The 15,092-nt window shown below is 37.0% G+C and carries 15 protein-coding genes; 2 read left to right on the top strand and 13 right to left on the bottom strand.

Annotated features, from left to right (window positions below; translation table 11 throughout):
• Positions 1-117 precede the first annotated feature (117 nt).
• Positions 118-519 carry a RidA family protein gene (locus JEP40_RS01835; RefSeq protein ID WP_198622190.1) on the top strand — a complete coding sequence of 134 codons (402 nt, stop codon included), beginning with the start codon at positions 118-120 and terminating at the stop codon, positions 517-519.
• A complete protein-coding gene (locus JEP40_RS01830; RefSeq protein WP_198622189.1) occupies positions 512-1,480 on the top strand; it encodes a threo-3-hydroxy-L-aspartate ammonia-lyase in 969 nt (322 codons plus the stop codon). The genes JEP40_RS01835 and JEP40_RS01830 overlap by 8 nt, the downstream gene beginning before the upstream one ends.
• Before the next feature lie 120 nt (positions 1,481-1,600).
• On the opposite strand, the gene JEP40_RS01825 is transcribed toward JEP40_RS01830, so the two are convergent.
• The 13 genes from JEP40_RS01825 to JEP40_RS01765 form a co-directional block, all read right to left on the bottom strand.
• Positions 1,601-2,512, bottom strand: a complete 912-nt coding sequence (locus tag JEP40_RS01825; protein ID WP_198622188.1) for a dihydrodipicolinate synthase family protein — start codon at positions 2,510-2,512, stop codon at positions 1,601-1,603.
• 18 nt (positions 2,513-2,530) lie between these two features.
• Positions 2,531-3,136: a dihydroxyacetone kinase subunit L gene (locus JEP40_RS01820; RefSeq protein WP_198622187.1), complete on the bottom strand. Its 606-nt coding sequence runs from the start codon at positions 3,134-3,136 to the stop codon at positions 2,531-2,533.
• 2 nt (positions 3,137-3,138) lie between these two features.
• The gene (locus JEP40_RS01815; RefSeq protein WP_198622186.1) at positions 3,139-4,134 is read right to left on the bottom strand and encodes a dihydroxyacetone kinase subunit DhaK; all 996 of its coding nucleotides are present in this window, start codon (positions 4,132-4,134) and stop codon (positions 3,139-3,141) included.
• A 139-nt stretch (positions 4,135-4,273) separates the two neighbouring features.
• Entirely contained in the window at positions 4,274-5,764 is a 1,491-nt protein-coding gene (locus JEP40_RS01810) for a tripartite tricarboxylate transporter permease (protein ID WP_198622185.1), read from the bottom strand.
• 15 nt (positions 5,765-5,779) lie between these two features.
• Complete coding sequence (locus JEP40_RS01805) at positions 5,780-6,217, bottom strand: tripartite tricarboxylate transporter TctB family protein (protein WP_198622184.1); 438 nt, start codon at positions 6,215-6,217, stop codon at positions 5,780-5,782.
• A 31-nt stretch (positions 6,218-6,248) separates the two neighbouring features.
• Positions 6,249-7,193 (bottom strand): tripartite tricarboxylate transporter substrate binding protein, encoded by a 945-nt coding sequence (locus JEP40_RS01800; RefSeq protein ID WP_198622183.1) that lies wholly within the window; start codon positions 7,191-7,193, stop codon positions 6,249-6,251.
• Entirely contained in the window at positions 7,193-8,437 is a 1,245-nt protein-coding gene (locus JEP40_RS01795) for a PfkB family carbohydrate kinase (RefSeq protein WP_198622182.1), read from the bottom strand. The genes JEP40_RS01800 and JEP40_RS01795 overlap by 1 nt, the downstream gene beginning before the upstream one ends.
• 314 nt (positions 8,438-8,751) lie before the next feature.
• Positions 8,752-9,066, bottom strand: coding sequence for an AzlD domain-containing protein (locus JEP40_RS01790; protein ID WP_198622181.1), 315 nt, complete (start codon positions 9,064-9,066; stop codon positions 8,752-8,754).
• Complete coding sequence (locus JEP40_RS01785; protein ID WP_232799121.1) at positions 9,063-9,776, bottom strand: AzlC family ABC transporter permease; 714 nt, start codon at positions 9,774-9,776, stop codon at positions 9,063-9,065. The genes JEP40_RS01790 and JEP40_RS01785 overlap by 4 nt, the downstream gene beginning before the upstream one ends.
• A gap of 98 nt (positions 9,777-9,874) precedes the next feature.
• A complete protein-coding gene (locus tag JEP40_RS01780) occupies positions 9,875-10,726 on the bottom strand; it encodes an AraC family transcriptional regulator (RefSeq protein WP_198622180.1) in 852 nt (283 codons plus the stop codon).
• Between the two features lie 82 nt (positions 10,727-10,808).
• Entirely contained in the window at positions 10,809-11,819 is a 1,011-nt protein-coding gene (locus JEP40_RS01775; RefSeq protein ID WP_198622179.1) for a LacI family DNA-binding transcriptional regulator, read from the bottom strand.
• Positions 11,820-11,882: 63 nt separating this feature from the next.
• Entirely contained in the window at positions 11,883-13,289 is a 1,407-nt protein-coding gene (locus JEP40_RS01770) for a sucrose-6-phosphate hydrolase (protein WP_198622178.1), read from the bottom strand.
• On the bottom strand, positions 13,290-14,660 hold the full coding sequence (locus JEP40_RS01765) for a sucrose-specific PTS transporter subunit IIBC (RefSeq protein WP_198622177.1): 1,371 nt from the start codon (positions 14,658-14,660) through the stop codon (positions 13,290-13,292). It abuts the gene before it with no gap.
• Positions 14,661-15,092: the final 432 nt, after the last annotated feature.

The following is a 15,092-nucleotide window of genomic DNA, read 5'->3' as shown; positions in this document are numbered from 1 at the left end:
ATTTTCTAAAAAATAAATTTATTAGCAAATAAATGAAATAAACTATTGATCTAAGATTAGACATTATGTATAAATAAGTATACATTTTATCCAACTTAAGTGAAATAGGAAAACACTATGGCCTCACATCTTATACTACAAAATATTGAGTCCCTCACCTCACCTGGTGGGCATTACTCCCATGTAGTTACTGCAAATAATATGTCGTTTATTTCAGGACTATTACCTTTAGATAAACAAGGTAATCCATTGACAAACAAACCGGTTGAAGTTCAAATCACACAAGTGCTTGAAAATTTAACTGCTTGTCTTCTCGGAATAAATGCAAAGAAAACCGATATTGCTCAAGTTAAAGTCTATGTGACAGATATTAACGAGTGGCCTATCGTTAATGAACTATACGCAAAATGGATTGGTGAACACAGACCAGCAAGATTAGTCGCGGGTGTAAAAGAACTGCATTTTGGAAGCAAAATTGAAATTGAAGCCGTGGTGATCAGGGAGCAATCTCATGAATAAGTTGCCTATTCCTACCTATAAAGATGTTGCCGAAGCCCATCAACGCATTTTTCCTTATCTTAATAAAACACCTGTTTTAACTTCTCGTACTATTAATGAGCTAACAGGAGCTCAGTTTTATTTTAAATGTGAAAACTTTCAGCGTATGGGGGCATTTAAATTTCGAGGTGCAATGAATGCGTTATCACAATTTACCACAGAACAGCGTAAAAATGGTGTCGTGACTTTCTCATCAGGCAACCATGCTCAAGCGATTGCATTATCAGCAAAGCTGTTAGGTATTCCTGCAACAATTATCATGCCTGAAGATGCACCCAAGGCTAAAATAGAAGCGACAAAAAGCTATGGTGGTCGAGTCATCACCTATAACCGCTACACAGAAGATCGCGAAGAAATTGGCCAGCAACTGGCACAAAAAGAAGGATTAACGTTAATTCCGCCTTATGATCATCCTCATATAATTGCAGGGCAAGGTACTGTGGCAAAAGAGTTATTCAATGAAGTTGGGGAATTAGATATGTTATTTGTTCCATTAGGTGGAGGTGGCCTACTTTCTGGCTCTTTATTATCAACCAAAGCCCTTTCCCCACAGTGTAAAATATATGGCGTTGAGCCTTTGTCAGGAAATGATGGGCAGCAATCACTGCGTAAAGGCGAAATCGTTCATATTGATACTCCAAAAACAATTGCAGATGGCGCGCAAACACAGCATCTAGGCAATTATACGTTTGAGATTATCCGTAACAATGTGGACGATATTTTAACTGCAACAGATGAAGAGTTAATTTCGAATATACAGTTTTACGCCCAGAGAATGAAAATTATTGTAGAGCCAACTGGTTGTTTAAGTTTAGCGGCAGCTCGTCAATTTGGTGATAAATTAAAAGGTAAGAAAATCGGTATTATTATCAGCGGTGGTAATGTCGATATCGCACAATACGGTCATTTTTTAGCGCAATAAATCATTGCATCTTATGTCTATTCTGACATTAAAAAAGCAGTATAGAAAAACCTATACTGCTAAAAGGATCAACATACAACCAATCAACTAAAATAACGGGGATGTTTGTTTAACCACTATTTAATTAAGTGAAAAAGTAATACCCGCTTCTTTACATAATTGAGTTAAATCTTCTTTTAATTGTTGATTTTCTTCAGATAATAAATCGAGTTGTGGTAAACGCATATGACCGCCATCTAAACCACGCATGGTTAATGCCGATTTAAATATTGCCATATTTGCACCTGATTTGAGTGCATCACTAAATTTCACACAAAATTGTTGCCAATGTTTTGCTTCTTGCTGATTACCTGCAATATAGGCTTTATACATATTCACAAATGGCTCAGGGAAAACACAAGCACAACCTGAAACGGTGCCATCGCAACCGGCATCTAATAAACCTAGGAATAATTTATCATAACCATGAAGCACTGAAAAATTATCGGCTACGGCAAGGTAGCTTAATGTTGTATTGTTATCAGCAAAACTGTATTTAATCCCAATCACATTTTTACACTGTTGTTGTACTTTTGCAGCTAATTCTGGCTTGATATTATTTGCCGCACATTGTGGAATGTTATACAGGTAAACAGGAAAATTATCTGGCACACTGTTTGCTACCGTCACAAAATAGTTTTCTAATTCTCTATCTGTTGCACCAAAAAATTGTGGCGTCACCACACCAATTCCATCAGCGCCAATATCAACGGCGTGTTTCGCTAATTCAATGGTTTCTGTTAATGTCATTGCACCAACATGAATAAAAACAGGTAAGCGTTTATTGGCTGTTTCAACAACAGTTTTTGCAACACTTTTACGTTCTAAAGCCGATAAACGTAACATTTCTCCCGTAGTGCCACAAGGATAGAGGCAATCAACACCTTGAGTGACCAACATGTCAGTTAATTCAGATAACGCTTTAATATCGACATTATCATTAGAATCAAACGGAGTAATCATTGCCACTGTAACACCAAATAATTTTTTCATATTAAGACCTTTATTAAATCAGATTGCTTCAACAATAACTTTAATTGCCAACATGCCAGGATCATCTAAACCAATAGATTTTTCTGGGAACATACGCGCTCGACCTAATAAATTAGGTTTTTGACGAAATTCATTAAGCGTATTATCAATACTCTGTAAGGCTACTGTTTTTAATTCTGATAGAGATAAAATGGGTTTTAGTGCTTCAGCTAATTGGTAAATAATATCAAGTACCGATTTTTGCCCTAACTCCCCTTTTCCTCTCGTCATCATGCTTTGATACGCAACGGTTAAAAGTGGTGAAATATCGGTGGGTGTTATTTCTTGCAGTTGATTTTCTTTGCAATACTTCGCCATTGCCATAAAAGCGGTTGCTTGCAATGTACCAAAAGAAGAAGCGCAGGCTTTTTGTAATGATTTACTGCATTGAAAAAGTGATTTACTTAAATCATCAGGCCAATCTTGTGCATCATCTGCAATTTGTCGCCATCCTTTTTGCATGGTGATCCCTAAATCACCATCACCTAAACGACTATCAGCTTCACACAGCATTGACTGAGATTGCTCACAAGCTGTTGCAATACGTGCAACAGCTTGTTTTAGCATATCAAGAGTGATATTCATCGCTAGACTCTCCAAAATGCACAATGAGCAGGCGCATTCATTAAAGCTTCGAGTTCATCATCTAATTTACATAGTGTTAAACTCACGCCCGTCATTTCCATTGATGTAGCATAACGGCCAACTAATGGATGAATAATCGTAGCTCCAATTTTCTCAACAAGCTGTGCAACTTTGCTATATAGAATATAGAGCTCTTCGAGTGGTGTTGCGCCTAATGAATTGACTAAGACTGTAACCTTATCATCTGGTTTGAGTGATAATTCAGCTTGTAGACGTTCGAACATTTCTTGAGCAATTTCATCAGCACTGCGTAGCTTATCGCGCCAAATTCCCGGTTCACCGTGAATTCCCATGCCCATTTCCATTTCATCCTCACCAATTTCAAAGGTAGGATGCCCTACGGCTGGTAAGGTACAAGATGTTAACGCACAACCAATCGTTCGGGTATTTTCCATGGTTTTTTGAGCAATACGTGTCACTTCATCAAGTGATGCGCCTTCTTCTGCTTTGGCGCCCGCCATTTTAAAACCATAAATCATCCCAGCTACACCACGGCGTTTATGTGCGTCTTCAGGTTTGGCTGAAGCGACATCATCTGCAACTAATACAGTTGTGCAACGAATATTATCTTCAAAATCAACCGTTTCACTTGCCATGTCAAAATTCATCACATCGCCACCGTAATTGCCATAAAGTAGCAATACACCTAAGCCACTATTTGCTTCACGAATAGTATCAGCCATTAAATCGGCTGAAGGTGAAGCAAAAACATCCCCTACAGCGGCCGCATCTAATAATCCCTCACCGACATATCCAGTGAATACAGGCAAATGACCAGAGCCACCGCCTGTTACAATACCAACTTTGGGTTTATCTGTTTTTTTTGAACGAGCAATCAATCTTGGCTGTGGTTGACGATAAATATGGCTATGCGCAAGGCATAAACCTTTTAATGTTTCATCGACATAATTTTCTGGCTTATTTAATATTTTTTTCATTTGATCACCCGATATTTTTTATTTATCTGCTGATTTCTAACATCTTAAAAAACGTTATTTTGCTTATTTAAGATGAGCTTTCCCTGATACTTAAAAAGTATCTTTATATTTAATTTATTTGGTATAAAAACGAGATACGTTATTTAGCTTTCAATGCACCTCTAATTTGCATAATAACAATGAGAAGAAATACACTGGCTAACACCATCGAAATTGGTCTATTAACAAAACTAATTAAATCACCGTCAGATTTCATTAATGATGAGAGTAAATTCTTTTCTAACATAGGCCCTAATATCATGCCTAAAATAATTGGAGATATTGGAAATTTTCGTTCTTGAAGGAAATAGCCAATAACACCCATAACTAACATAACCACAATAGAAGACATCGTATTTGTGATTGCATATGAACCCACGATACTAAATAGGATGATTGCTGGGTAAATAATCGCATTATCGATGGCAACAATCTTTTTCAATAAATTGACAACAATAAAAGCAATTGGCAGTAAAATAAGATTAGCAATAAAAAAGATAATAAAGACAGCATACAATTTATCGGGATTAAATAAGAATAGCGTAGGCCCCGGTTGCATATCTTTCATATACAGTACACCGATAATAATTGCAGCAGCAGAATCACCAGGAATACCAAAGACTAGCGATGGGATCCAACTTCCTGCTAAACTGGCATTATTACTGGCAGATGCATCAACAATACCTTCTTCAGAACCATGACCATATTTTTCTGGTTTTTTAGATAATTTTTTTGAAACTGCATAGGAGATCCAAGCTGCAATATCGGCGCCAGCACCGGGTAAAGCACCAATAAGCGTTCCGATGATCCCACTACGAAAAATCCCCCCTTTACGTTGACGAACAATGCCACCCACACCTTTAAAGATATTGTAAGAATTATTTTCCACATTCACTTCTGTCAGTGTAATTTGCTTTTCTTTCCAACGTTCAACGTAATATTTGATAGCACCAGAAATAGCAAATAATCCTATCATTGCCGGAATAAAGCTGACTCCTTGCATTAAAGAAACTTCACCGAAAGTAAAGCGGGCTTGACCTGTAAATTCATCATAACCAATGGTGGCTAATGCAATACCAAAGAACAGTGCTAATAAGCTTTTTCTAATATGTGAGCCTGAAACAATGGTTGCACAACTTAAACCAATTAAAGACAACCACATATATTCGTAAGAACTAAATTTTAAAGCAAACTCAGCTAATATTGGCGCTGTTGAGGCTAATATAATTGTTCCAATTACGCCACCAATTACAGAGCTGGTTAATGACATGCCTAATACACGGTTCGTTTTACCTTCTTTTACTAATGAATGTGCATCATTCGTATAAGCTGCTGATGCTGGTGTACCTGGTATATTTAATAAGGCTCCGGGGATATCCCCAGCAAATATAGACGATGCTCCAACGGAAATCATTAAGGCTAAAGCTGGAATGGGATCAAGAAAAAAAGTAAATGGCACCATTAATGCAATAGCCATTGTTGATGTTAATCCGGGAATTGCACCAACAAATAAGCCAAATAGACAAGCACCAATAACGACAAGAATTGTTGTGTAATCAATATAAGCAAGTGCGCTAATTAATATATCCATACTGTTGTTCTCTATTTATGAAAATAGCTGAGGTAGCGGTACTAACAGTACAGCGGTAAATAAGTAATACACACCTAACACCACTCCAGTTGAAATAATAAAACTATATATAGATTTTACTGTTGCATATTTCATCATTAATGGTGCAGTAATAATTAATCCGGTTAAAATAAAACCTAAATAATCGGATGCAAGCACATAAAAAAGAATAATACTGATAATTAATAAGACAAATTTTATTTCATGCCATGTCACTAATGGAATATCACTTTCTTGTTTACGTGAAAATATATCTATTAATGAAAATATAATCATGCCACCACCAATAATAGAAGGCATAAACGCGGCACCATATTCACTAAAATCGCCTAATGAATAGGCACTATAAACAATAAGGAATAAACCAAAGCAACAAAATATGAGCGATAAAATATGACGATTTAGCATAGGCATAAAAACGGCCGTTGTTCAGCCGTTCCCTCAGTTATTTCTTTATAATTTCGCCAAACTTTTTATCTTCATTGGCCATAAATTGAGTGGCATCATCGCCATATAATTCAATAACTTCAAAGCCTTGTTTATTTGCAAATTCGGCTAATTCACCAGATGCATATACTTTTTTCATGGCTGCGGTGAGTTTATCTTGAACTTCTTTATCAAGACCTTTAGGGGCAACCAACATATTCCACGCTTGCAGATCCCAATTATAAGCTGTAGCGTCTTTGAATAATGGTACATTTGGGTAAAAGACAGATTTCTCGTTGGACATAATAGCCATATGTTTTACTAAACCAGCTTTTACCATACTGTCGGCTTCACCTAATGAAGATGTCACGATATCAACCCCCCCTGATGCTAACTCTTGTAATGCTGCACTCGCACCTTGAGAAGGGATAAAGCGAATAGCATTATCTGGTAATCCAGCAGCACGCAACATACCAATAGTATTCAAATGCCAAATTGAATTTAAGCCACTGCCTGATGCTTTTAACTTACCCGGATTTGCTTTCGCGTAATCAAGAATTTCCTGTGCATTTTTAAATGGTGATGATTTTCCAACTTGCAATCCACCATAGATAACCGCAAGGCGTGTGATAGGTGTGTAATCTTGGTAGGTTAAATTGGTCATCCCTTGATGATGCATCATGGTAATTTCAACCGTTGCAATTCCTAGTGTATAGCCATCAGGTTTTGCATTTTTAATAGCATCATGACCCACAACACCACTGCCACCTGTTTTATTGACTACATTAACAGTCACGCCCAATTCTTCTTGTAGCCCTTTAGCTGCTAGGCGTGCAACAGTATCGGTATTACCGCCAGCAGCCCAAGGAACAACAATAGTAATCGGTTTCTCAGGGTATTGAGCGAAAGCCGGAAGTGAAAAAATGGAACTGCATAGGGTAAATGCCAGAAGTGTTTTTTTCATTATATGCACCTTTTCTCATTGCAGATTATTTGTGGCCGAATATCTTCAAGCCTTGATTTAAGGCGAGCCTGAACTTGGGAAAGGACAGGCATTGCTGTTACGCCTTTTTGTTCTATAAATGCAGAGAGGAAAGCACTGGCAAATAATACACTCTCATGCATTGTGCCTCCTGCTGCTATCTTTGATGCAAATGCGCCGTTAAACGCATCTGTCGCAGCCATCGTATCGACACGTAATGATGGCATAGGTGGAATATGAAATGTGGCTCGACCATCGAAATAAACCACACCAAGCTCATCCATATAGATAATCACTTTCTTACTTTCGTCACCGGAAATAATACTGATCGCCTGCTTTGCATCATTAATATCGTTTATTTCAATATCAGCCCAATGGGACGCTTGATTTGCATTTAAAGTAATAAAATCAAGGTATATATAAAGCTGTTTTAGGTTTTCGTTATAAGGTGCAACATTCAGTATGATGATTTTATTAACTGACTTAGCAAATAAGGCCACTTTTATATTGGCTTCTATATTTATTTCGCCTTGAAGCAATAACACATCGGCTTCACTTACATAAGGCAATGAAATATCAATCTCTTGTTCAGAAAAGGTATTATTAGCGCCTAAATAAGTTGCTGTAATATTATTTTGTGTTTTGTCAGCCAAATAACTAATTGAACTGCCTGTTGGCTCGGTTTCTGTTTGAAAAATAGTGAAAGAATCAATGCCACTTTCTTGTAAATATTTATAAGCGTATTTACTAAAATGATCTTCACCGACTTTCGTTATTAAATGGACTTTAGCATCAGAAAAGCTTGCCGCTATAGCCTGATTTGTTCCTTTGCCACCAGGGCCTATCGAATTACTTTTTGAATTAACTAATTCACCGACTTTCGGAAAAGATTCGACATTGGCAATAATATCCACCACAAACGATCCTAAAACACAGACTTTACCTTCCGGTTTTCTATCTTTACGTTCTCTAATAATTAATAAGTCGTGCAATAAACATGAAATATCAAAACTATCACTGAATTTACTTATTTTTTTAATTTCTTGTTTCCCTAGTATGGCGCCACCATGACAACGTTTGATCAACCCTTCTCCTTCAAGGTATTTCAAATCACTACGAATAGTCTCCAATGTGACATTGAATTTTTCCGCAAGCTGAGCCACTTTAACTTTTTTTTGTTCTCTGATGATGGTGTAGATTTCCTGTCGCCGTTCTTCTGAAAACATATAAAGTGCCTCCGTATCATTGATAACGAGAATAAGGAGATCAGGCCTGCGATTCTGCGATGGTATTCAAAACAAAAAACCAAAAGCAGAAGCAAAACCAAATCGAAGCAATTTAGATCACATTTTTTTAACACAACATCAATTGGTATACGTTAAAAATGAGAGGTGAAACGAGTCGGATAATGAATGAGAATATAGAAAAGAGAGGTAGGATCAGCCGTTCAAAGACGGCTGATAAAATAACGAGTTATATTAATACAGGAATGATTATTTTTAAATGTAAATATTACGTTAAATAAAATCACCTTTGGTATTTAGTTTAACAAGGCATTAAGCAGATAAAAACCAACCAAGGTCAGTAAAACCACCACTAAAGTGTTGCGTATTTTCAGTGCTAGTCCAACACACAATAAGGTACCCCAAAGATAAGGATTATCAACAATACCTTTAAATTCGCCCTTTTCTAACAACACTATGGGTGCACAGATGGCTGTTAATAAACAAGGTGCAGAATATCCTAAGGCTTGCCTGATCACTGACGGTAACTTAACGGGTACCGCAGGTTCAAGAAAGAAATAACGCAGAAGAAAAATAACGAATGCCAAAATTAATAATAGTGACCATGTCATTTTTGTTCTCCTCTTATTCTTGCAACACAAACCGCGATAAACATACCAGTTAGCCCGCCTATAACTACGCCACCTTCTATATTTAACCAACTAAAGAGAATAGAGAGACAAAAAGAGACAATAACGCCCACTAACGTACTGAATGTTTTTATTAGTGGAATAACAATAGCTAATAACGTTGCAACAATAGAGAAATCAAGATGATAACGTGATAAATCAGAAACTTGGCTCGCCATAATAATGCCAACAATACTGACCACCACCCACGCTAAATAAAAACATAATCCTGCACCGATCATATAAGCAGGTGTTAGTTTCACTTTAGGTTGTGCTGAAACTGCAAAAAGCTCATCTGTTAATAAAAAGCCAATTGTAATACGTTGATACCATTTTAAATGAGCAACATGGGGGCGTAAGGTTAAACCATATAAAAGATGTTGGGCGGTAATAAAAAAGACTGAAACAATAATGGTTAGCATTCCTGCACCTGAAACAACTAACCCTAAAGTCACTAATTGCGCCGCACCTGCAAAAATAATGGCAGACATTCCGATACTTTGCGCGAAAGTTAGCCCAGCATCAACAGCCATTGAACCTGCAAGTATTCCCCAAGGGATCACCGCAAGGCATAAAGGCAAAACATGCAAAGCACCTAAACCAAAGGCACGCATAGTCTGCTTATCATCAGTGTTATTTTTGATTTTTTCCATTTACCTGTCTTCACGTCGAATACATTAATTCTATAGAGAATGATTATCAGTCAGTAAAGATAAATGGGATTGTATAAAATTGCTCTTTTATTTTTTTATTACAGCAAAGGAGATTTTAGAGAGGAAGACAATCGAAGCCCTTTTAAATAGTTCCCCGGTGTAACACCAATGGCATTTTTAAAATGACGATGGAAATGGCTTTGATCTGAAAAACCACAACGTTGTGTTACATCGGTAAGTGTGTGACCTAAAGAGAGTAACTGCCTTGCTTTACGAATACGGGCTTGAATAAGCCAAGCATGGGGTGTCATGCCTATTTCTTTTTTAAACTGACGTAAAAAATGCCATGGGCTTAAATTCACCATTTCAGCTAATGTATTGAGTGAAAATTCATTCTCTGGTGTGTCATTCATTAATTCACTCACCCACTGTAACCGTTGCCCTATAGCGCTTAATGGTTTTTCTTGGGTTCTTGTTTTACTATAACGCAAAATCAACATTGCCATTGTTGAAAGTAATATCGACTCTTTTAAAAGATAATTATTGGGTTGTTCCAGTAATGAAAAAAGCAATAAAAGTTGTTGGCTTAAACCGGGATCGTGAATAACGGCATCAGGAAACCAAGGCGTTGCACCCTGCTCTTGTTGTAGATCACGCGTTAATGTTTGCAGATATTCGGGTGTAGGATAAATAGCTTGATAAGCCCAGCCCGATTCAACTGCAGAGGAGCCGGTGTGGACTTCATCAGCATTAACAATAATGATGTCACCTTTAGGGGCGATATGTTCGCTTCCTGTGCGATAAAACTGTTGTGCGCCATCATCAATCACACCAATACAAAAGCCTTCGTGGGTATGACGTGAAAAAGTTTGATGCAAATATTCAGCTTGCAGATAAGCAAGACTATTAAGCTCAGGAAGGTGAATAAGTTTGGCCTGCTCTTGTCGCATCGAATATTGACTCCATCAACGGTAAAAATCATCAGCTTGTATCATAAATACTATACTGATGATTGCATGAAATTGCTCAGCCTTACTCATGTCGTTGATGAATTTTTGCTGGAACAAAAATTTGATGAACTTCTAAGTTTGTCTGGTTAATTAATCCCATAACCAGATGAAAACAGTGTAATGCTAATTCAGGATTATTTTGCGCAACCGTATCTATTGGTATTGATAATGAATCATACAAATAGTGATCATCAAAACCTGCTAAATAAACGTCAGTTTGCATAATTCTATTTTGACTTAGATAGCGCAATACACCGTCTAATAAGCCACAAGCAGAAGTAAAAACAAATTTTGGAGAGCGACCTAAAGATGCACATAAAGAGCCGAACATTTCATAACCTGAACTTGGGTGATAATGTCCATGTATGATCCATTCTGATTTTAGGTTGACTTGTGCTTGTGAAAGCCCTTGCGTAAAACCTAAAAGACGATCTTTAGTCGGTGAAAGCGTTGATTGTCCACCTAGAAAATAAAATTCATCAATGCCTTTTGTCGAAGCAATTTTTGCAATAAGTTGTTGTGTTGCCGTTATTGAATCTGTGACAACAAAAGGTAATGTTGTTCCTTCAAAATACCGATCAAATAATACAACGGGTATTTGTTTACTTAAACGTTGATATTCAAAATCGCTTTGTAAACAAGAAGCCACAATCAAACCGTCAATTTGTCGTGATAACAGATGTTCTATTGCCAGCGTTTCTTGAGCTGCATTTTCATCAGTACAGGAAATAAGTAATTGAATGCCAGCTTCTCTGCATAATATTTCTAGTTCATACGCCACAGAAGCAAAACCGTAGTTAGTAATATCAGGAATAACCAACCCTAATGCATAACTACGGTTATCACGTAAAGAGCGAGCATGAATATTAGGCTGATACTGATATTGTTCCGCAATAGCCGTAATACGCGCGATAGTATCATCAGATACACGCATCTCTTTACCACGGCCATTTAACACTAAACTTGCGGTTGTTTTGGAAACACCCGCTATTTTTGCAATATCTGTAATGGTAATACGTTTTTGTTTTTTCACTGTTATTCTACTTAATACCACATTCGCTAAACTTAAATTATCTTATTGTTTATATAATTTTATTCAACTTGGTAATGCATCTGTTAATTGCCAGGTTGTTAGTTTTATTTCGTCTTTACCTAAAAATAGGATTGCTTGTTTTTCTGAAGGAAAAAAACGACTGCTCATCACACCCATACCGTGATTAAAGAAAATCTCTACACTAGAACTATCACATAATATTTGAAGATGTTTTATATCACCAGACCAGAAACGTGATTGCCACTCCCCATTTTTAGCGCTACGGCGTTTTAATAGTGCTTGGTCATTCTCAATAATTAACGAAAGAGTATCAGAAAAATGAATAGTAATAGAGCCAAATAGTTGCAACTCCAGCTCAATTAAAAATTCATTAATTGTGGGGGCATTATCAGCAATACCCTGCCAATATGTTGGTTTTTGTCTGAGTTGTTGTAACTCTTTTACGGGTTGTTGATAAAGCCTCCCTTCTTTTATGTGTAATTCACGAGGGCAAGTCATTTGATGTATCCAGCCATTAGTAATTGTCGGTTGATACATTTCCTCACCATCAGGAACCCCCATCCAACCAAATAATAAACGTCTGCCATTCGCTAATGTTGTTTGGGGTGCGTAAAACTCAAAACCTGCATCTAGTTCGATTAAATCACCATGCTGAAATTGCAATGTTGAATAATCAAAATCCCCTATTAGATAAGCACTAGGATGCGAATTTAAAAACCGTTGTTGTTCTCTTTTTATACCTTGAGGACATGTTAATAAAATAAAGTGATCATCTAGCTCAAAGAGATCTGGGCATTCCCACATATAACCCGCATCAGCTAACCCGCCTAAATAACTTCCAGCTAATTCTCCCACTAATCGCCAGTGATAAAGCGTCGATGCACAATAAAGTAAAACTTTACCTTGTTTATCTAAATTTTGTGCACCTAATACCATGTACCACATATCATTATATTGCCAAATCTTTGGATCACGGACATGACCACTATAACCATCAGGCAGCCCTAAGACAGGCCCTAACTTATCAAAACCTCCCTGTTGATTTTCAACGGCTAAACATTGCCATGCAGTGCGAGATCCATCTTCAAATTTGACATTACCGGTATAACAAAGGGTTAATTGCCCTTGGTGGAACACTGCACTACCTGAATAACAGCCATCTTTGTCATAAAATTCATCAGGTAGTAAAGCAATTGGTTGGTGTTGCCAAGTAATCAGATCCTTTGAACGCCAATGCCCCCAACATTTATGTTTATGCTCGCAAGACAAAGGGTTCCATTGATAAAATAGATGATAATATTCGCCATCAAAACAAAATCCATTAGGATCATTTAATAATCCGGTTACTGGCGCTAAATGCCAATGTGGATAATATTTATCTTTTACAGCTTTAGTGCTATTACGCATAACCGACTGTAAAATCGCAGATAACCCTTCGTTTTTGTTCATTTATGCAGACTCCACTTTGTATTTCAGCAAAAGAGAGATAACAAACGCCGTCACAAAGGCAATCACAAGGCCAATAATATAATTCATAATTGAACCGGCTTGCACGATTGCAATACCAGGAATAGCGGTCAATCCTACGGCTGTCATATAAACATGTGAGCCTACAACCCAGGCACCACCAGCAGCACCACCAATTAAAGCCGCAATAAAAGGTTTTCCATAACGTAAATTAATCCCAAAAATTGCAGCTTCAGTTATACCTAACATAGCTGAGAAACCAGAGGGGATTGTAATGGCTTTAATTTTTGCATCGTTGGTTTTAAACCAAACGGCAATACAAGCACCACCTTGAGCAATATTCGCCATTGCCCAAATCGGCAATAAAAAGTTAACTCCAATATTAGGGTTACCTAATAAACCCGCCTCGACAGCATGAAAACTATGATGAATACCCGTAATAACAATCACAGAATAGAGCCCGCCAAAAATCAGCCCTGCTATCCAACCCGCCTGTGTAATTAAGGTACTTAATAGTAATGAAATACCATCACCTAAAAGGCGACCAATAGGCCCTATTACTAATAACGCCACAAAGCCCGAAATAATAACGGTTAAAAATGGCGTGATAATTAAATCGAGAGCATTAGGAACAACTTTACGTAATTGTTTTTCCAACACACTCATAAACCAGACGGCAAGCAATACCGGAAAAACAGTACCTTGATAGCCAATCATTGCTACTTCTAACCCAAAGAAATTCATGGTGTTAAAACCAGCAGCAACTCCCCAGGCATTAGTTAATGCAGGATGCGTTAAAATTCCACCTAATGTAGCACCAAGATAAGGATTTCCGCCAAACTCCTTGGCCGCAGTAAAACCTATCAAAATAGGTAAAATAATAAATGCCGCAGAGCTACACATATCTAACATGATATACAGTGCATTATCAGGACTTACCCACTGGTTAGTTTTCATTAACCCGAGTAATCCCATTAATAAACCTGACGCCACAATGGCAGGAATAATAGGCACAAAGATATTAGAAAGCAGTCTAGCTATTCGCTGAAATGGGTTAAGCTTTTTGGCGGCAATATTTGCCGCCTCAGATTTACTAGATTCACCGATACCTGCTGCGGCAATAAAGGCGGCATGCACTTTATTGACTAAGCCAGTACCAAAAATCACCTGAATTTGTCCTGCATTACTAAAACACCCTTTTACACCTTCTAATTTATTGATTGCTTCTTTATCAGCTTTAGTGTCATCGACTAATACAAGTCTTAAGCGGGTAGCACAATGCGCCGCACTGGCAATGTTTTCAGCGCCTCCCAATAAAGGCACTAGTTGGCGAGCAATATTCTCAATATTCATCATAGCCTCGGTAAGTCTTGCTTCGTTTATAAACGAACATTAATAGTAATTAGAAAAACTAAAACGGTTTAGCTAATAATATGATTAAATAAAAACCTATCTTAAATGGCAATAAATATACGAATAAAAGCGCTTTATTTGTGATCTAAACGACAAAAAAGATGTATTTTTAGTCTTATTTAGATGATTAAAAGGAAGTCGAAAAAATCCAACTGCTAAACAAATTATTTTTTATTTAGCAATATAAATTAATATAATGTTAAATAATTTTATTTTAGAAAAAAATATTCCTTTCATTAATTTTATTGGCAAATAATCCAGTTAAATCTGACGGATAGTACATTATTATTTCGCCCATTCTCTGTTATCAGTAACATTATAATACTTCATTAATCGCTATATATTATATTACACTTCGATATTAATGGATTG

It is taken from the genome of Proteus vulgaris (genome assembly GCF_016239305.1).
In the GTDB taxonomy this organism is placed as follows: domain Bacteria; phylum Pseudomonadota; class Gammaproteobacteria; order Enterobacterales; family Enterobacteriaceae; genus Proteus; species Proteus vulgaris_C.
Note: the sequence above shows the minus strand (reverse complement) of the source record. Positions and strands in the feature narration are given on the sequence as shown.